Consider the following 18,204-nt stretch of genomic DNA (forward strand, 5'->3'; position numbering starts at 1 on the left):
TTCAGGCCACGGATAGCCAGATAGTCCCGCAAGGCGATTGCATCCTGATCCACCTTACCGTCCATCATGAGGGCCTTTCTGGGATTGCTTCCCGGCTTCATACAAGCATAAGATGCAGACTGCGAACGCGCTCAGACTAGAGAAGAACGCCGCAGGCCAGCCAGCTACAGTTTGAACGAACCATATCCATAATATGGGCACAGAGGTCGGCCACCATTCCTTGATCAACATCCTCATTCCCCCTCCCCCTCAAGGTGGGCGCGGGCTATGGCCAATTTCGCCTCACGGAGAAAATGGTCGCGCTCATGGTCAGCAAAGATACCATCCCCTTCTGGCTCGGCTTCATAGACCGTCTCGCCTCCGCAATCAGGTACGTCGACGCGAAACGCTCCATGCCTAAGGCGCAGGTAGCCAACCTGCTTGCCATCAAGGTATGCGTCATATTGCTCGGGGCAAGCGCGGCAAGTCAGTTGAAGCGTTATTCGCTCAGCCAGCTTCATCATCTCAGACATGGGGGTGATCCTTGTGGGGGTGGGATACATCGATCGCATAGACCATCACTGGGGCCGCCCCGAAATGCGGGTGCGTGATCGTCCGGATGATCTCGCCGCGATACTGGCGGGTAAGCCGGGTTTCACCTTCAACGCCACCGCCCTTCGGATAGCCCCGCGTCAGGATCACGCGATCATAGGCCCGGTTGCGCAGCCGTTTGATCCAGAAGGGTGTAACAAGCCGATACTCCTCCAACTTCTCGCCACTGGCGATCTGGTCGAAGTAGATTCCCTTCACGGGAATGATCAGGTCAGCCATGCGCCGCCTCCCGATTCGCAGATGACAGCGTGCAAGCGTTTCTGCTGTACCGGATTTGTACGAATAACCGTCGCAAAAGTGCGTTTGTTCCCGCACTGTTCCGCAATTTAGAGATTGGCCTATATCGGCCTTCCGCCATTAATCCCCTTGAAAATAAGGGGAAAAATGGTGGGCGCGACAGGGATTGAACCTGTGACCCCACCCGTGTGAAGGGTGTGCTCTACCGCTGAGCTACGCGCCCCCTGTAAGGAGGAGGCGGCCATTGGCATCCACCGCGCCACCTGTCAAGCATATCGAACAAGCTATTTTCCGAAAATGGACTTATCCGCTTCATCCGCGTTATAGTCGATACGCTTTCAGAAGGAGTGCATATTCATGCGTCAAACCGTCGCCCTGGTCATTGCTGGGCTGCTTCTCACCTCTTTGGCCGCCTGCAACACCGTGAAGGGTGCGGGCCGGGACATCGAATCCGTCGGCCGCGCCGGGGAAAAAGCCATCAACTGATCCGGCGGGATCGCCGGTTACTGGAGGATGCGGCCCGCAACGGCCGCATCCTTCTCCAGGCGGACGCCGTCGCATTCCGGCTCGCCACAATCGCAGGCGGCGATCGTATAGCGCACGCCGCACATCACCAGCACGTCCTGATCGAAGGAATAGTTCGATATTCCCGCACGTTCGACCTTTTCCTGCGCTCTGGCCTTGAGGGTCATGATCCTGCCTCTCTGCAACATGCCCGAATGATTGTTGCTGCGTTGCACAATGTCAATTGCGCCAGATTGGTTCCTGAACGAATTGAAATAAATCTGTCCAGAAAATGACACGATCCGGCGCTTATGCAGCGGATGCTTGCGCGCCGTCACCATCGCTCCCATATGCCGGCCATGAACGACCAACGCTCCCATTCCATGCCGGTCTGGCATGGCACGACCATCATGTCGGTACGCAAGAACGGGAAGGTGATCGTGGCCGGCGACGGCCAGGTCTCCATGGGCCAGACGGTGATGAAGCCCAACGCCCGCAAGGTCCGCCGTCTCCACGACGGATCGGTCATCGGCGGCTTCGCCGGCGCCACGGCGGACGCCTTCACCCTGTTCGAACGGCTGGAGGCCAAGCTGGAGCGCCACAACGGCCAGTTGATGCGCGCCGCCGTGGAACTCGCCAAGGACTGGCGGACCGACAAATATCTCCGCAACCTGGAGGCGATGATGATCGTGGCGGACAGGGAAGTGACGCTGATCCTGACCGGCAATGGCGACGTGCTGGAGCCGGTAGGCGGCGTCGCGGCCATCGGTTCGGGCGGCAACTTCGCCCTCGCCGCCGCGCGGGCGCTGGTGGAATATGAGGAAGATGCCGAAACCCTGGCCCGCAAGGCGATGAAGGTGGCGGCGGACATCTGCGTCTACACCAACGACCAGCTCGTGGTTGAAGAGCTGGAATCTGTAGCTTGAACCCCGTTCGGGCTGAGCCTGTCGAAGCCCCTCCTTTCTTCAGAAGCAACGCCCTTTGACATTTGAATGAGCCATGCGGCTCATGAAAACAGGGCGAACGGATTTTTAGAGATCCCATGAACGACAATCTGACACCCAAAGCCATCGTCTCCGCGCTAGACGCGCACATCATCGGCCAGTCCGACGCCAAGCGCGCGGTCGCCGTCGCGCTGCGGAATCGTTGGCGCAGGCAGCGGCTTTCCGCCGACCTGCGCGACGAGGTGACGCCGAAGAACATCCTGATGATCGGCCCCACCGGCTGCGGCAAGACGGAGATCAGCCGCCGTCTCGCCAAGCTGGCCGACGCGCCCTTCGTCAAGGTGGAAGCGACCAAATTCACCGAGGTCGGCTATGTCGGCCGCGACGTGGAGCAGATCGTCCGCGATCTGGTCGAGGAAGCCGTCCGCCTGGAACGCGACCGCCGCCGCGAAGCCGTGCGCGAAGCCGCATCCGAAGCCGCCATGGCCCGCCTGCTCGACGCCCTCACCGGCAAGGAAGCGAGCGAGGCGACCCGCCTCTCCTTCCGTCAGCGGATCGAGAACAATCAGATGAACGATGTCGAGGTAGAGGTGGAAGTCACCGACAGCCCCTCCATGCCGATGGAAATCCCCGGCATGGGCGGCCAGATCGGCATGATCAACCTCAGCGACATGATGTCCAAGGCCTTCGGTCAACAGCAGAAGAAGCGCCGCAAGCTGCGCGTCGCGGAAGCCTGGGACAAGCTGGTCGAGGAGGAGCAGGACAAGAGGCTGGACCAGGACGATGTCGCCCGCGTCGCCATCTCCAGCGCGGAGCAGAACGGCATCGTCTTCCTCGACGAGATCGACAAGATCGCGGTGAGCGACGTGCGCGGCGGCTCCGTCAGCCGCGAAGGCGTGCAGCGCGACCTGCTGCCGCTGATCGAGGGCACGACGGTCTCCACCAAATATGGCCCGCTCAAGACGGACCATATATTGTTCATCGCATCCGGCGCCTTCCATGTGGCGAAGCCCAGCGACCTGCTGCCGGAATTGCAGGGCCGCCTGCCGATCCGCGTCGAACTGAAGGCGCTGACCGAGGATGATTTCGTCTCGATCCTCTCCGACACCAAGGCGAGCCTTGTTGCGCAATATCGCGCGCTGCTGGCGACCGAGGGCGTGACCATCGACCTGACGCCCGACGGCATCCGCGCCGTCGCGAAGATCGCGGCGGAGGTGAACAGCGAGGTCGAAAATATCGGCGCCCGCCGCCTCCAGACGGTTATGGAAAAGCTGCTGGAGGATGTGAGCTTCGACGCGGAGGATCGCCAAGGCGAAACGCTGGTGATCGATGCGGCCTATGTGGAGAAGCAGTTGAGCGCAGTGGCGCGCAACACCGACCTCAGCAAATATGTGCTGTAATTGCCCTTATAGCTCCCCTTCCGCTTGCGGGAGGGGTCGGGGAAGAGATTGTGAGGAGAGCGCTGTGACATGCCCTCCCCTGCGCTGTATCGGCATTCAGCTATTTCGAACGACAGGCATTAGCCCTCATTCCAAATCGTCATGCTGAACTTGTTTCAGCATCCATTTCTCCCCACAGGAGAACGGCGCCTGGAGGCACGATGGATGCTGAAACAAGTTCAGCATGACGTCAATTATGTTGGAAACCTCCCATATCGAACTGAATGTCGATACGGCCCAACCCTTCAAACGAGTCACGTGCCTTGTTTGAACGTAAACGGGAGGGAATTTTAGAGGCTCAGTAAGAACGCCCCACCAACACCCGCTCCACCGCCTTCTCGCCGGTGAACACGCACAGCCCGTCAGCCGCTTCCGCATCCGTCGGCACATTGCGTAGCGTCAGCTTCTCGCCCTTCAGCCACTCGATCACCTTGTCGAGCGCCGCGCCGGTCGGCTTGGCCCACTGCACCAGCGCCCAGCCCGGCTTCTTGCTAGCCCCGAAATAAGCCTTGAGCGCATCGAGCGACGTCACCGACTTGTCGATATTCCCCAGCAGCCGCGCCTGCGCATCCGCAAACAAAGCCTGCTGAATATCCTCCAGCATCCCCGTAGCCGCGCCAAGGAAGTCCGCCTTCGCCACAATCCGGCTATCGAGCTTCCCGTCCTCACGATAAAGCCGATCACGCCGGATTATGGACACATTGCCCCCGGCCACGTCGCGCCCGCCGACTTCGATCACGACCGGCGCCCCCTTCTTGACCCAGCCCCAGCGCTTGTTCGCCGCCTTGGCCGGCCGCCGGTCCAGCAAGGCGCGCACCGGCTCCCGGAACACATCCTGCCTGTTCAGCTCCGCCACCAGCTCGCCGCAATAATCCAGGATCGCCGCATCCTCATCCGTATCGCGCAGCATCGGCACGACGACCACCTGATAAGGCGCAACCCGAGGCGGCACGCGCAGCCCGTCATCATCGCCATGCACCATGATCAGCCCGCCGATCATCCGCGTCGACACGCCCCAACTGGTCGTCTGCGCCAGTTCCTGCTGCCCCTCGGCATTCTGGAACTTGATATTCTGCGCCTGCGAGAAGGTGGTTCCCAGGAAATGCGACGTGCCTGCCTGCAACGCCTTGCCATCCTGCATCATCGCCTCGATGGAATATGTCGCGACGGCCCCCGGAAAGCGCTCATTCTCGGGCTTCTCACCCGCGATCACCGGCAGCGCCACGCACTCCTCGGCAAAGCCGCGATAGACTTCCAGCATCTTGAGCGTCTCTTCCATCGCCTCATCGACGCTGGCGTGAGCGGTATGCCCCTCCTGCCAGAGAAATTCCGCCGTACGCAGGAACATCCGCGTGCGCATTTCCCAACGCACGACATTCGCCCACTGGTTGATCAGCACCGGCAGGTCGCGCCAGCTCTGCACCCAGCGGGAGAAAGCCGCGCCGATCACCGTCTCCGAAGTCGGACGAACCACCAACGGCTCCTCCAGCTTCGCTTCGGGATCGGGGATCATCTTCCCGTCCTTCTGGATCAGCCGGTGATGCGTGACGACCGCCATTTCCTTGGCAAAGCCGTCGACATGCTCCGCCTCCTTCTCGAAATAGGAAAGCGGAATGAACAGTGGGAAATAGCAATTCTCATGGCCGGTCGCCTTGATGCGCTCGTCCAGCAGCTTCTGCATCCGTTCCCAAATGCCGTAACCCCATGGCCGGATGACCATGCACCCGCGCACACCGCTTTCCTCGGCCATGTCGGCTTCGGAAATGACGGCCTGATACCAGGCGGCGAAATCCTGTTCGCGGGTAACGGAAAGGGCGTGCTTCACGGGATCGACCTTAAAATTCGAGTGGATGGCGCGCCATAGGCCAAGCGCGCCGCCCCTGTCGACCCCAAAGGGCCGTCGCCCCAATGAGCAACCAGCCCAAGTAAAGGGCGAACATCGACAATATCGTCATCCCAGCGAAAGCTGGGATCTTGTAAGGCCAGGCTGTGTCGTACCGCCTGAGATCCCAGCTTACGCTGGGATGACGGAAATCAGGAAAGCTTGTCGATCTTCGCGTTGAGCGCGGCAAGCTGGGCCTTGAGTTCCGCGATCTCATCGTCCTTGGCCTCTTCGGCAGCGGACGGCGTGGGCGAAGATGTCGGCGCCGCCATTCCAGGCATGCCTGGCATCCCCGGCAACCCCGGCATCCCCGTGCCAAAGGCGCTCGCCGCCGCCTCGAACATCTGCATGTTGCGCTTGGCGATCTCGGCCAGCGGGCCGCCGCCGAAGGCGCCCTTCATGGCTTCCTGGAACTGCTGCTGGTTCTTGCGAAAGGCGTCCATCGACGCTTCCAGATATTGCGGCACCATGGACTGCATGGAATCGCCGTACATGGCGATCAACTGACGCAGGAAGTTGACGGGCAGCATGTTCTTGCCCCGCTGCTCCTCCTCCATGATGATTTGGGTCAGGACATTATGCGTTATGTCCTCTCCGGTCTTCGCATCGACGACGACGAACTCGCGCCCCTCACGAGTCATCTGCGACAAAAGATCCAGCGTGATGTAGCTCGACGTTTCTGTGTTATAGAGCCGCCTGTTAGCGTACTTCTTGATGACGACCGGTTCGGATTCGTTCGCGGTCTTAGATTTGGCCATGGATACCTCTCCCACACCTGCATTTTCCGCATTAGCACAAGGGAATGCCGCGCCGCAACATGGGCCGCGGCCCCTGCCCCTTTTTCTCAATATTTTATGGCGCGAGACGGAGGATGATCCCGAACTGCGCAAACGGGCGTTCCAGGGTTTGCGGAAATATCAGGAGGCTATTCGCCCCGCCCCGCCCCCCGCCGTTCCCGTCGTGGCTCGCGAAGGCAGCGCCAGGCTGCTTCGATATGGGACGGAAAACGGCCGTCATCCCGTGGTTTTCGTGCCTTCGCTGATCAACCCGCCGCAAGTGCTGGACCTGTCCGGCAGCCGGTCCATGCTGCGCCACATGCGCGCAGCAGGACATGACGCCTATCTGGTCGACTGGGGCACGCCCGCGGCGGACGACGGCGCACTGGGGCTCGACCGGCATGTGACGGACCGCCTGCTGCCGATGCTGGCCGCCCTGCCCCGGCCACCCATATTGGTGGGATATTGCCTCGGCGGAAATCTGGCCATCGGCGCTGCGGCGCTGCAACCCGCAAGGGCGTTGGCGACGATTGCCGCGCCCTGGAACTTCGACGGGTTCCCTGCGGCAGACCGGGAACAGATCGGCGCGCTCTGGCGCAGTTCCAGGCCCATGTGCCAGCGGTTGGACTATGTCCCGATGGAGGTGCTGCAATCGGGCTTCTGGGCGATGGACCCCGCCCGGACGATTCGCAAATATGCGGCCTTTGCCGGCATGGAGCCGGGTTCCGACGAAGAGCATGCCTTTCTGGCGGTCGAGGATTGGGCCAATGGCGGCCCACCGCTCAGCTATGCTGCGGGGCGTGACCTTTTCGAGCAATTCTATGCCGCAAATGCGAGCGGACGGGGGGAATGGCATATCGACGGACGAACGGTCGATCCCCGCCGGCTGACTTGTCCAACGCTTTCAATCCGTTCCGCAACGGACCGCATCGTTCCCGCCGCCGCCGCCCCGGAAATGGGCGAGAACACGACCTTGAGCCTTGGCCATGTCGGCATGATCGTGGGCGGCAACGGACGGGCGATGCTGTGGGAGCCTTTGTCCCAATGGCTTTCCAGTCATAGCGGATGATGATATGTGCGCCTGCGAAAACAATCACCCCGGAACTGAGGATCAAGGCTTTGTCAGACATCGTCATCACCGCTGCCAAGCGTACCGCCGTCGGCAGCTTCATGGGCGCCTTCGGGTCGACCCCCGCGCATGAGCTGGGCCGCACCGCCATCGTCGCCGCTCTCGCCCAGGCCGGCGTCGCGCCGGAGGAAGTGGACGAAGTCATATTGGGTCAGGTCCTGACCGCGGCGCAGGGCCAGAACCCCGCCCGTCAGGCCGCCGTCAACGCCGGCATTCCGGTGGAGCGCACCGCCATCGGCCTCAACCAGCTTTGCGGCTCTGGCCTGCGCGCGGTCGCTCTGGCGGCTCAGGCGATCCGCGCGGGCGACGCCCGCATCATGGTCGCGGGCGGTCAGGAAAGCATGTCGATGGCGCCCCATGCGCAATATCTGCGCGGCGGCGCGAAAATGGGGCCGATCTCCTTCATCGACACGATGACGCATGATGGCCTGACCGACGCCTTCAACAATTATCACATGGGCATCACGGCGGAAAATCTGGCCGAGAAGTACCAGATCAGCCGCGAGGCGCAGGATGAATTCGCCGTCGGCAGCCAGAACAAGGCCGAAGCCGCCCGCGCATCGGGCCGCTTCAAGGATGAGATCGTTCCCGTGACGATCAAGGGCCGCAAGGGCGACACCGTCGTCGACGCCGACGAATATATCCGCGCCGGCGCCACGCTGGAGGCGATGCAGGGCCTGCGTCCGGCCTTCAAGAAGGATGGCACCGTCACCGCCGCCAATGCCAGCGGCATCAACGACGGCGCCGCCGCCCTCGTCCTGATGAGCGCCGAGGAAGCCGCCAGGCGCAACGCGACCGTGCTGGCGCGCATCGCCGGCTTCGCGACCTGCGGCGTCGATCCCTCGATCATGGGCATCGGCCCGGCTCCGGCGAGCCGTCAGGCGCTGGCCAAGGCGGGCTGGTCGCTGGCCGATCTGGACCTGATCGAAGCCAATGAAGCCTTCGCCGCGCAGGCGCTGGCGGTCGGTCAGGAACTGGGTTGGGACCCGTCAAAGGTCAATGTGAACGGCGGCGCGATCGCCATCGGCCATCCGATCGGCGCTTCGGGCGCCCGCGTCCTCACCACCCTGCTCTACGAGATGCAGAAGCGCGACGCCAAGAAGGGCCTCGCGACCCTCTGCATCGGCGGCGGCATGGGCGTCGCCATGTGCGTCGAGCGCTAAGCCGGCGGTAAAGCAACGAAAGGGCCGCCGATCCCAATCCGGATCGGCGGCCTTCTGCTGTCAGCGCCAGATGCGGTCGAAACGCGCACCCAGCCCTGTCAGCAACTCATATTGCGACAGTCCGGAAACCGCCGCCGCCTCCGCCAGCGCATAGTCGACGCCCAGCCAATCCCCCTCCGCGACCTCGGGCAGACCCGACACGTCGACGGCGGTCAAATCCATCGAGACCCGCCCTACCACCGGCAGATGCCTGTCCCCGAAAGTCATGGACCCCCGCCCGGAAAAGCCGCGCAAATAGCCGTCCGCATAGCCCAGATTCACCACGGCGATCTCCATGTCCGCCGCTGCGCGATGGGTCGCATTATAACCGATCGTGTCGCCAGCCCGGACGCGGCGGCGTTGCAGCACCTGCGCCTCCGGAAAGACGACCTGCCCGATCCGCCCCGCCGCTTCCGTGCGCGGCACGCCGCCGTAAAGCGCGATCCCCGGCCGCGTCATGTCGAAGGCATAGGCAGCGCCCAGGCAAATCCCCGCACTGTTCGCCAGGCTGTAACGCGCCGCCCTGACTGCGCCCCGCAGCGCCGAAAACCGCTCCAACTGCACTTGGCTGAGCGGCACATCCTCGTCGGCGGAAGCCAGATGGCTGAGCAATGTCGCCACCTCCAGCCCCGCGACCTGCGCCGAAACATCGCCCCGCCAATCCAGCCCCAGGCGGTTCATGCCGGTATCGACCATGACGTCGCAAAGCCCGCCGCCCGCCTCCTTCCAGCGCGCAACCTGCCCTTCCGTGCACAGCACCGGCCTTGCGCGGGAGGCGAGCGCCACCGCCATGTCCTCCTCCCGCACGCCATGCAGCACGGAAAGCGACACGCCCTCGCTGATCAAAGGCTCCAGCGCCATCGCCTCGGCCCAGTTGGACACGAAGAAGTCCCGGCACCCCGCATCCAGCAAGCGCCGCATCACTTCCGCGCTGCCCAGCCCATAGCCATTGGCCTTGATCGCCGCCCCGCATGCCGCCGCGCCGCCCTGCCGCTTCAACCAGCGCCAGTTGGCGAGCAAAGCGCCTCCATCCAGACGCAGGCGCAAAGGTGCGGAAAAATCAGCCATCGCCTGTCCGATAGCGCTCCGCGACGCAAGCGTCGAGGCATCAGGCTTCCATCTCGGCCCCGCGCGTTTCCGGCAGGGCGACGATGCAGGTCAGCAGGGCGACCGCCACCACCGCGATGGTGTACCACAGCCCCGCATAGGGATCGCCCGTCCGCGCCACGATATATTGGCTGACCAGCGGCAGGAACCCGCCGAAATAACCGGTCCCGATATGATAAGGGATCGACAGCGAGCTATAACGTATCCGCGCCGGGAAATATTCCGACAGCAGCGCCGCGACGGGACCATAGGTTGCCCCCGACAGCGTCCAGAGCAGCAGCAGCGCCAGGAACAGCAGCAAGGCGCGCGGCCAGTCCGGCGTGACGGGGGCCGACTCATATCCCGCCGCATGCAGCGCCGCATCCAGCCCTTCCGCGCTCAAGTCCGCGACCGCCACGGAACCGACGCTGACCGAAGGCGTCGCCGCCTCCCGCTTTTCATAGGCGATGCCGCGCTTGGAAAAATGGTCGAGCAGCTTGCCGCAAACGGTCGGCTGCACCTTGGCGAAGGGATCGAAGCTGCAATCGGGGCCGCTCACGATCACCGGCGCGCGCTCCGCCGCCCGGTAGAGGGCCGGGTTCGCCATGCTCCCCATGAACTGATAGAGCGGCATGAGCAGCAGCAGCACCAGCGCATAGCCGATGACGATGGGCTTTTTCCGCCCTACCCGGTCGGACAGCCAGCCGAAGAAGATGAAGGCCGCCACGCCCGCAAAGGCGCTGCCGCCCACCAGCAACTGCGCCATGCCGGGCGCGACATGCAGGCCGTTTTGCAGGAAATAAAGCGCCTGGAACATCACCGTATAGGCGATGACGGTGAAGCCCGCCGCGATGCCGATCATCGCCACCAGCATCCGCCGCCTGTTGCCGGGATAGGTGAACGCCTCCTTCAACGGGTTGCGCGATTGCTCGCCCGCCGCCTTCATCGCCGCGAAGATCGGGCTTTCGCGCAGCATCAGCCGCATCCAGAGCGAGATCGCCAGCAATGCCAGCGAGAAGATGAAGGGCAGGCGCCAGCCCCAATCGTCCCACACCGCCTTGCCGACGATCCATTGCGTGCCGACCACGACGATCAGCGACAGGATGAAGCCGCCGATCACCCCCGCCTGGATGAAGCTGGTGAAGAAACCCCTCCGCCCCGGCGGCGCATGTTCCGCGACATAGATCGCCGCCCCGCCATATTCCCCGCCCAGCGCCAGTCCCTGCGCGATCCGCAACAGGATCAGGATGACCGGCGCGGCGATGCCGATGCTCGCGGCGGACGGGGTCAGCCCGACGCCCGCCGTCGCCGCTCCCATCAGCACGATGGTCGCCAGAAAGGTATATTTGCGCCCCAGCCTGTCGCCCAGATAGCCGAACAACGCCGCGCCGAGCGGCCTGAACCCGAAACCGATGGCGAAGCCTGCCAGCGAATAGAGGAGTTCCACGGTCGGATTGTCCGTCGGGAAGAATGTACGCCCGATGATCGGGGCGAGGACGCCGTAGATGTAGAAGTCATACCATTCGAACAATGTGCCGAGCGCCGAAGCGGTGATGACCAGCCGGTCACGCTTCGCATCCATCACATAGTCGGTGCCGACCGCACTTCCACCCATTCCGCCCCCGCTTGCCTGACTGATTGTTCGCCTACGTTCTAATGAAGTGCCGAACTCCGGCAAGCGCGACGTGCGAATGGACGCGATATGCGTGGGAAGCGGACACCCGCTTTATCCCTCTCCCTTAAGGGAGAGGGCTGCGCAGACTTGGCAGCTTGCTGCCTTAGTCGTAGCTGGGTGAGAGGGTTGCGATCCAGGGGATCGCGCGGACCGCAGGCCCGCTCCCCTTGATCCAGACCCGCTCCCTTCAAAACAGCCGCGCCCCATTCGGCACTGCCCGATCCGGCGCAAACAGCACCACGGCCCCGGCCTCATCGGCAAAGCCAAGCGTCAGCACCTCGGACAGGAACTTCCCGATCTGCCGCGGCGGAAAATTGACGACGGCCGCAACCTGTCGGCCCGGCAGGTCCTCCACCGCATAATGTTCCGTGATCTGCGCGCTCGATCTCTTCTGGCCGATGCCCTGACCGAAATCGATCACCAGCTTATAGGCTGGCTTGCGCGCCTCCGGATATGGCTCCGCCGAAAGGATCGTGCCGACGCGAATATCCACCTTCAGAAAATCGTCGAAACCGATGATGTCGGCGGCGGCCGAAGCGGAATCATGATTCAGATGCATGGCGGCATGCTAGAGAGTTTTCCAAGCAGATGGAATCATCTGCTGACTTGGAAAACACGACAAAACAAAAACTTGGAGCAGTCGAGCCGATGCAATCGGATCGGAATCTGCTCCAGAGCGATTTCCAGGCGATCGGAACCGACCGCCGGTCCAGAATCACGGAAAAACAAGGAATCTGGAACGGCGATCCGATTCAATTTCAAAGCAGCCCGCTCAAGAACCGGTCCCATGGCAAGGTCGGGAAGGCCGTTCCCCGACCTCGCCCCAGGCAAGCGCTTATTCCAGTTCCAGAATGATCGCGTCGACCGGCAGGCTTTCCCCTTGCGCGGCGGACACGCTCTTCACCACGCCCGCCTTCTGCGCGCGCAGGATATTCTCCATCTTCATCGCCTCGATCACGGCCAGCGGCTGGCCGATCTCGACCTTGTCGCCTTCCTTCACATTCAGCGCCACCAGCAGGCCCGGCATCGGGCAGATCAGGAAGCGCGACAGGTCTGGCGGAATCTTCTCGATCATATGCCTGGCATGCACCGCCGCATGGGCGGGCAGGATGCGCAGCTTGTGGCTGGCGCCATGGGCGGTCAGCACGAAGCCCGAACGCACCGGCGCGATCTTCACCGCCAGTTGCTCCTCACCGAACTCCGCCTCGATCAGCCGGTCGCCGGGCGTATATTCCAGCGCCAGTTCGATGGCTTTGCCATCCACCGTGACGTCATCGCCATTGATCACGACATCATGGACCGCATCGCCGATCTTCACCTGCCAGTCGGTCGGCGGAGCGAGGCGCTTGCCAAGCTGCCCGTCGATGCGGCGCGCCCGGTCCGCCTGCGCCATGGCTGCAAAGGCGCCGATGGCCGACAGACGCTTCAGCAGCGTCTCCGAAGCCGGCGCGCCGGTGAAGCCCTCCGGATATTCCTCCGCGATGAAGCCGGTGGTGATGTTGCCCGAACGGAATCGCGCATGCTGCATCAGCGCGGAAACGAAATCGATATTATGCCCCGGCCCCTCGATCTCGAACTGGTCGAGCGCCGCGATCTGCTTGTCTATGGCTTCCAGCCGGGTCGGCGCCCAGGTGATCAGCTTGGCGATCATCGGGTCGTAGAACATGCTGACCTCGCCGCCTTCGACCACGCCGTCGTCGACGCGCACCAGCGCCCCCGTTTCATCAGCGCCGGTTTCGGGCGGATTGTAACGGATCAGGCGGCCCGTGGAGGGCAGGAAGCCGCGATAGGGGTCCTCGGCATAGACGCGGTTCTCGATCGCCCAGCCGTTGATCTTCACATCTTCCTGGGCGAAGCCCAGTTCCTCGCCATTGGCGACGCGGATCATCTGCTCGACCAGATCGAGGCCAGTGATCTCTTCCGTAACCGGATGCTCCACCTGCAGACGGGTGTTCATCTCCAGGAAGTAGAAACCGTCGCCCGTCCTGTCCGCGCCCGATACGATCAACTCGACCGTGCCCGCGCTGAAATAGCCGACCGCCCGCGCCAGGGCGACGCACTGCTCGCCCATCTTCCTGCGCATTTCGGGAGATACGAAGGGCGACGGCGCTTCCTCCACCACCTTCTGGTGGCGGCGCTGGATCGAACATTCACGCTCATTGAGATAGACGATGTTGCCGTGCTGATCGCCCAGTATCTGGATTTCGATATGGCGCGGGCTTTCGATGAACTTCTCGATGAACACGCGGTCATCGCCGAAGCTGTTCAGCCCCTCGCGCTTGGTCGCCTCGAAGCCTTCGCGAACGTCCTGCTCGGAATAGGCAAGGCGCATCCCCTTGCCGCCGCCGCCGGCCGATGCCTTCATCATCACCGGATAGCCGATCTCGTTCGAGATGCGGACGGCATGTTCGGTATCCTCGATCACACCGACATAGCCGGGAACCACATTGACGCCGGCCGCCTTGGCGAGCTTCTTCGATTCGATCTTGTCGCCCATGGCGGCGATTGCGTTGGCGGGAGGACCGACGAAGACGATGCCCGCTTCGTCCAGCGCCTTGCGGAAGCTCTCCCGCTCCGAGAGGAAGCCGTAGCCGGGGTGAACCGCGTCGGCGCCGGTCGCCCTGCACGCCTCGATGATCTTGTCGGCCAGCAGATAGGACTGGGCGGCAGGCGGCGGGCCCAGATGCACGGCCTCGTCCGCCATCAGCACATGGGGGCTGCGCGCATCCGCATCGGAATAGACCGCAACGGTCTTGATGCCCATCTTCCGCGCGGTGCGGATGACGCGGCACGCAATTTCGCCACGGTTCGCGATCAGGATCTTGGTGATTGCCATTATCTATCCTTGCCCCAGTCCTTATTCAGTTCCTCTCACCCCGTTCGGGCTGAGCTTGTCGAAGCCCCCTCCTTCCCTTTCGAAGAGAAGTGCAGCCCTTCGACAAGCTCAGGGCGAACGGAGGTGGTGGTTGATGCTAATCGCCGTGCATGAAGGCGCCCGACGAGAACAAACCCCAGAAGATCACGGCCAGCACAACGACGATCACCGCCATCATTCGGCCGAATTTCACTCAGCCGCCTCCAGATGCCCATGCGGCTGAGCCATCATCGGCGTCAGCCCGAGCTTCCCGAGCAACGCGCTATCCTTGTCGTCCCCGGCATTGGCCGCGGTCAGCAGCTTGTCGCCGGTGAAGATGCTGTTCGCCCCCGCCATGAAGCAGAGCGCCTGACAGGCCTCGCTCATGCTCTCGCGCCCGGCGGAAAGCCGCACCATCGACTGCGGCATGACGATCCGCGCCACGGCGACCGTGCGGACGAACTCAACCTCATCGATCTTCGCGAGCGGCGTGTCCTTCAGCATGTCGCCCAGCACCGTGCCCTCGACCGGCACCAGCGCGTTGATCGGCACGCTTTCGGGATGCGGCATGGTGGCGAGCGCATGCAGGAAACCGATGCGATCCGATCGCGTCTCCCCCATGCCGACGATTCCGCCGCAGCACACATTGATGCCCGCGTCCCGGACATTTTCCAGCGTCTCGATCCGGTCCGCGAAGGTCCGGGTGGTGATGACGTTGGCGTAATTTTCCGGCGAGGTGTCGATATTGTGGTTGTAATAATCCAGCCCCGCATCGGCCAACTGCTTGGCCTGACCAGCCGACAGCATGCCCAGCGTCATGCAGGTTTCCATGCCCATCTGGCGAACGCCCTTCACCATTTCGATGAGCTTGGGCATGTCCCGTTCCTTGGGATTGCGCCACGCCGCGCCCATGCAGAAACGGCCCGAACCATGGTCCTTCGCCTGCGCCGCCGCCTGAAGCACCGCCTGCACGTCCATCAGCTTGGTGGCCTTGAGGCCGCTTTCCGCCTCGGTCGACTGGCTGCAATAGCCGCAATCCTCCGGACAACCGCCCGTCTTGATCGACAGCAGGGTCGAAAGCTGCACCTCATTGCGCGGGAAGTTCGCACGATGGATCGACTGCGCCTCGAACATCAGGTCGTTGAAGGGCAGGTCGAACAGCGCGGCGATTTCGTCGCGGGTCCAGTCAGTGCGAGGCGTCTTAGTCATTATGCGGCTTCCTCCAGCCCCGCCGGGGGCATGTTGTGGCCGAGGAGGCGCAGCACATCGGCGGCGCATTCCACGACGTTGGAGCCCGGTCCATAAATCCCTTGGACGCCTGCGTCACGGAGGAAGTCGTAATCCTGCGGCGGAATGACCCCACCCGCCACCACCTTGACGTCGTTGCGGCCCTGTTCCCGAAGCTGCCTGATGAGTGCGGGAATAAGCGTCTTGTGCCCGGCGGCCAGCGACGAGGCGCCGACCACGTCCGCGCCGCTGTCGAGCGCCAGCACCACCGTTTCCTCCGGCGTCTGGAACAGCGGGCCCGACACGATGTCGAAACCCATGTCCCCGAACGCGGACGCGATCACGTTGGCGCCCCGGTCGTGGCCGTCCTGCCCCATCTTGGCGATAAGGATCTTCGGCTTGCGACCGAGGCGCCGCTCGACGGCCTGCACCCCGTCAAGAACCTGTTGCCAGCGGGCATCCCGCGCATAGGGCTTGGAATAGACGCCCTTCACCGGCGTCGGCACCGTGCCGTATCGGTTGAAGCTGTCCTCCATGGCGGAGGAGATTTCGCCCAGCGTGGCGCGGGCGCGCGCCGCTTCGACCGCATGGGCGAGAAGATTGTTCTCGATCGACTGCTCGCCCGCCGCCGCCCGGCGCAGCGCATCCAGCGCGGCCTGACAGGCGGCCTCGTCACGCTCCGCCTTCACCTTGTTGATGCGGGCGATCTGCGCTTCACGGACCTTGCTGTTGTCGACTTCCAGCGTCTCGAGCAGGTCCTCGTTCGCCAGACGATATTTGTTCACGCCGACGATCACGTCCTCGCCCCGGTCGACCCGCGCCTGACGGGCGGCGGCGGCGGTCTCGATCATCGCCTTGGGCCAGCCGGCGGCCACCGCCTTCGCCATGCCGCCTTCGGCCTCGACGCGGTCGATGATCTCCTGCGCGGCGTCGACCAGTTGCTGGGTCAGCGCCTCGATATAATAGCTGCCGCCCAGCGGATCGACGACATTGCACATGCCCGTCTCTTCCTGGATGACGATCTGCGTGTTGCGCGCGATACGGGCGGAGAAATCGGTTGGGAGCGCGATTGCCTCGTCCAGCGCGTTGGTGTGCAGCGACTGCGTGCCGCCCAGCATCGCCGCCATCGCCTCGATGGTGGTGCGCATGACATTGTTATAGGGGTCCTGCTCGGTCAGCGACACGCCCGATGTCTGGCAATGGGTGCGCAGCATCTTGGAGCGTTCGTCCTTCGCGCCGAGCTTCGTCATCACCCGATGCCAGAGCACGCGGGCAGCGCGCAGCTTGGCGATCTCCATGAAGAAGTTCATGCCGATGGCGAAGAAGAAGCTCAAACGCCCGGCGAACTTGTCGATGTCCAGGCCCGATGCCACGCCATAGCGCACATATTCCGCGCCGTCCGCGATGGTGAAGGCCAGTTCCTGCACCTGCGTCGCCCCGGCTTCCTGCATATGATAGCCGGAGATGGAGATGCTGTTGAACTTGGGCATCTCCCGGCTGGTATAGCCGAAAATGTCCGAGATGATCCGCATCGAGGGTTCGGGCGGGTAGATATAGGTGTTGCGGACCATGAACTCCTTCAGAATGTCGTTCTGGATGGTCCCGTCGAGCAGCCTGCGCTCGACCCCCTGCTCCTCGCCCGCGACGATGAAGAAGGCGAGGATCGGGATCACCGCGCCGTTCATGGTCATGGAAACCGACATCTGGTCGAGCGGAATGCCGTCGAACAGAATCTTCATGTCCTCGATCGTGTCGATCGCCACGCCCGCCTTGCCGACGTCGCCCACGACACGCGGATGGTCGCTGTCATAGCCGCGATGGGTGGCGAGGTCGAAGGCAACGCTCAGCCCCTTCTGTCCCGCCGCCAGATTGCGGCGATAGAAAGCGTTGGATTCCTCCGCGGTCGAAAAGCCCGCATATTGCCGGATGGTCCAGGGGCGCCCCGCATACATGGACGCGCGTACGCCCCGCGTGAACGGCGCGAAGCCGGGCAGGCCCGGATCGCCAACTTTATCCGGGGTCACATCCTCCGCCGTGTAGAGCGGCTTGACCGTGATCCCTTCCGGGGTTTCCCAGTTCAGGTCCTTGCCCTTCACCTCCTTGGCGGCGGCGGCGGCCCACTGGTCCAGCGTCGGCTTCTCTGTCATATCAATGCGCGCCTTCCTTGGGCGTTTCCATGATTTCGGTCAGCACCCCATTCATGTCCCTGGGATGGACGAAGAAGATCAGCGTCCCATGCGCCCCGATGCGGGGCTCGCCCAGCACCTTCTTGCCCAGCCCCTCGAACCACGCCTTGGCTTCATGAATGTCGGGCACTTCATAGCACATATGATGCTGCCCGCCCGCCGGGTTCTTGGCGATGAAGCCGTGAATGGGCGAGTTTTCGCCCAAGGGTTCGATCAGTTCGATCTGCGTGCCGGCGGTGCCGTTCTCGCCCGGCGTATCCACGAAGCAGACCTTCACCCCCTGCGCCGGCAGGTCGAACGGCTCATGCGCGATGGTCGCGCCCATGACGTCTCGATAATAGGCAATCGATGCTTCCAGCGAGGGCGTCGCCACGCCGATATGATTGAGACGGCCGATTTTCATAACGTCATTCCCAACTTCGTCATTCCCGCGACGGCGGGAATCCATCTCCCGCCCTCTCCCCGGATATGA

At 63.2% G+C, this 18,204-nt stretch carries 17 protein-coding genes and 1 tRNA gene; 5 read left to right on the forward strand and 13 right to left on the reverse strand.

Annotation, left to right across the window (positions count from 1 at the left end):
- Nucleotides 1-233: 233 nt before the first annotated feature.
- The 3 genes from K7W03_RS17915 to K7W03_RS17925 all read right to left on the reverse strand — a co-directional run bounded on the left by K7W03_RS17915 (nucleotide 234) and on the right by K7W03_RS17925 (nucleotide 1,051).
- Entirely contained in the window at nucleotides 234-512 is a 279-nt protein-coding gene (locus K7W03_RS17915; protein ID WP_222886959.1) for a hypothetical protein, read from the reverse strand.
- Nucleotides 505-810, reverse strand: a complete 306-nt coding sequence (locus K7W03_RS17920; protein WP_222886960.1) for an ASCH domain-containing protein — start codon at nucleotides 808-810, stop codon at nucleotides 505-507. Before K7W03_RS17920 ends, K7W03_RS17915 begins: the two co-directional genes overlap by 8 nt.
- A gap of 166 nt (nucleotides 811-976) precedes the next feature.
- Nucleotides 977-1,051, reverse strand: a tRNA-Val gene (locus K7W03_RS17925).
- A 134-nt stretch (nucleotides 1,052-1,185) separates the two neighbouring features.
- Between K7W03_RS17925 and K7W03_RS17930 the strand changes: the two genes are divergently transcribed.
- A complete protein-coding gene (locus K7W03_RS17930; protein WP_007685859.1) occupies nucleotides 1,186-1,314 on the forward strand; it encodes an entericidin A/B family lipoprotein in 129 nt (42 codons plus the stop codon).
- 17 nt (nucleotides 1,315-1,331) lie between these two features.
- Here the strand turns inward: K7W03_RS17930 and K7W03_RS17935 are convergent, their stop codons facing one another.
- Complete coding sequence (locus K7W03_RS17935; protein WP_025550870.1) at nucleotides 1,332-1,520, reverse strand: hypothetical protein; 189 nt, start codon at nucleotides 1,518-1,520, stop codon at nucleotides 1,332-1,334.
- A gap of 171 nt (nucleotides 1,521-1,691) precedes the next feature.
- Here K7W03_RS17935 and hslV point away from each other — a divergent pair, with 171 nt between their 5' ends.
- Both hslV and hslU read left to right on the forward strand, forming a co-directional pair.
- Nucleotides 1,692-2,258: an ATP-dependent protease subunit HslV gene (hslV, locus tag K7W03_RS17940; protein ID WP_025550868.1), complete on the forward strand. Its 567-nt coding sequence runs from the start codon at nucleotides 1,692-1,694 to the stop codon at nucleotides 2,256-2,258.
- A 116-nt stretch (nucleotides 2,259-2,374) separates the two neighbouring features.
- Nucleotides 2,375-3,676, forward strand: coding sequence for an ATP-dependent protease ATPase subunit HslU (hslU, locus tag K7W03_RS17945; protein WP_103000109.1), 1,302 nt, complete (start codon nucleotides 2,375-2,377; stop codon nucleotides 3,674-3,676).
- 337 nt (nucleotides 3,677-4,013) lie between these two features.
- Here the strand turns inward: hslU and K7W03_RS17950 are convergent, their stop codons facing one another.
- Both K7W03_RS17950 and phaR read right to left on the reverse strand, forming a co-directional pair.
- The gene (locus tag K7W03_RS17950) at nucleotides 4,014-5,540 is read right to left on the reverse strand and encodes an aminoacyl--tRNA ligase-related protein (RefSeq protein WP_222886961.1); all 1,527 of its coding nucleotides are present in this window, start codon (nucleotides 5,538-5,540) and stop codon (nucleotides 4,014-4,016) included.
- A gap of 209 nt (nucleotides 5,541-5,749) precedes the next feature.
- Nucleotides 5,750-6,355 carry a polyhydroxyalkanoate synthesis repressor PhaR gene (gene phaR / locus K7W03_RS17955; protein ID WP_222886962.1) on the reverse strand — a complete coding sequence of 202 codons (606 nt, stop codon included), beginning with the start codon at nucleotides 6,353-6,355 and terminating at the stop codon, nucleotides 5,750-5,752.
- Between phaR and K7W03_RS17960 the strand changes: the two genes are divergently transcribed.
- Nucleotides 6,354-7,442: an alpha/beta hydrolase gene (locus K7W03_RS17960; protein ID WP_222886963.1), complete on the forward strand. Its 1,089-nt coding sequence runs from the start codon at nucleotides 6,354-6,356 to the stop codon at nucleotides 7,440-7,442. The genes phaR and K7W03_RS17960 overlap by 2 nt on opposite strands.
- A 50-nt stretch (nucleotides 7,443-7,492) precedes the next feature.
- Nucleotides 7,493-8,665, forward strand: coding sequence for an acetyl-CoA C-acetyltransferase (locus tag K7W03_RS17965; protein ID WP_222886964.1), 1,173 nt, complete (start codon nucleotides 7,493-7,495; stop codon nucleotides 8,663-8,665).
- Between the two features lie 60 nt (nucleotides 8,666-8,725).
- Here the strand turns inward: K7W03_RS17965 and alr are convergent, their stop codons facing one another.
- The 7 genes from alr to mce form a co-directional block, all read right to left on the reverse strand.
- The gene (alr, locus tag K7W03_RS17970; protein ID WP_222886965.1) at nucleotides 8,726-9,772 is read right to left on the reverse strand and encodes an alanine racemase; all 1,047 of its coding nucleotides are present in this window, start codon (nucleotides 9,770-9,772) and stop codon (nucleotides 8,726-8,728) included.
- Between the two features lie 40 nt (nucleotides 9,773-9,812).
- Nucleotides 9,813-11,405: an MFS transporter gene (locus K7W03_RS17975; RefSeq protein ID WP_222886966.1), complete on the reverse strand. Its 1,593-nt coding sequence runs from the start codon at nucleotides 11,403-11,405 to the stop codon at nucleotides 9,813-9,815.
- A 247-nt stretch (nucleotides 11,406-11,652) separates the two neighbouring features.
- On the reverse strand, nucleotides 11,653-12,024 hold the full coding sequence (locus K7W03_RS17980) for a tRNA-binding protein (protein WP_099185775.1): 372 nt from the start codon (nucleotides 12,022-12,024) through the stop codon (nucleotides 11,653-11,655).
- A 276-nt stretch (nucleotides 12,025-12,300) separates the two neighbouring features.
- On the reverse strand, nucleotides 12,301-14,301 hold the full coding sequence (locus K7W03_RS17985; protein ID WP_103000104.1) for an acetyl/propionyl/methylcrotonyl-CoA carboxylase subunit alpha: 2,001 nt from the start codon (nucleotides 14,299-14,301) through the stop codon (nucleotides 12,301-12,303).
- A 228-nt stretch (nucleotides 14,302-14,529) separates the two neighbouring features.
- Complete coding sequence (bioB, locus tag K7W03_RS17990; RefSeq protein WP_025547353.1) at nucleotides 14,530-15,528, reverse strand: biotin synthase BioB; 999 nt, start codon at nucleotides 15,526-15,528, stop codon at nucleotides 14,530-14,532.
- Nucleotides 15,528-17,693, reverse strand: a complete 2,166-nt coding sequence (scpA, locus tag K7W03_RS17995) for a methylmalonyl-CoA mutase (RefSeq protein ID WP_222886967.1) — start codon at nucleotides 17,691-17,693, stop codon at nucleotides 15,528-15,530. Before scpA ends, bioB begins: the two co-directional genes overlap by 1 nt.
- 1 nt (nucleotide 17,694) lies before the next feature.
- Entirely contained in the window at nucleotides 17,695-18,135 is a 441-nt protein-coding gene (gene mce / locus K7W03_RS18000) for a methylmalonyl-CoA epimerase (RefSeq protein ID WP_222886968.1), read from the reverse strand.
- Nucleotides 18,136-18,204: the final 69 nt, after the last annotated feature.

Origin of the sequence: Sphingobium sp. PNB, assembly GCF_019873065.1 — a bacterium.
Classification (GTDB): Bacteria; Pseudomonadota; Alphaproteobacteria; order Sphingomonadales; family Sphingomonadaceae; genus Sphingobium; species Sphingobium fuliginis.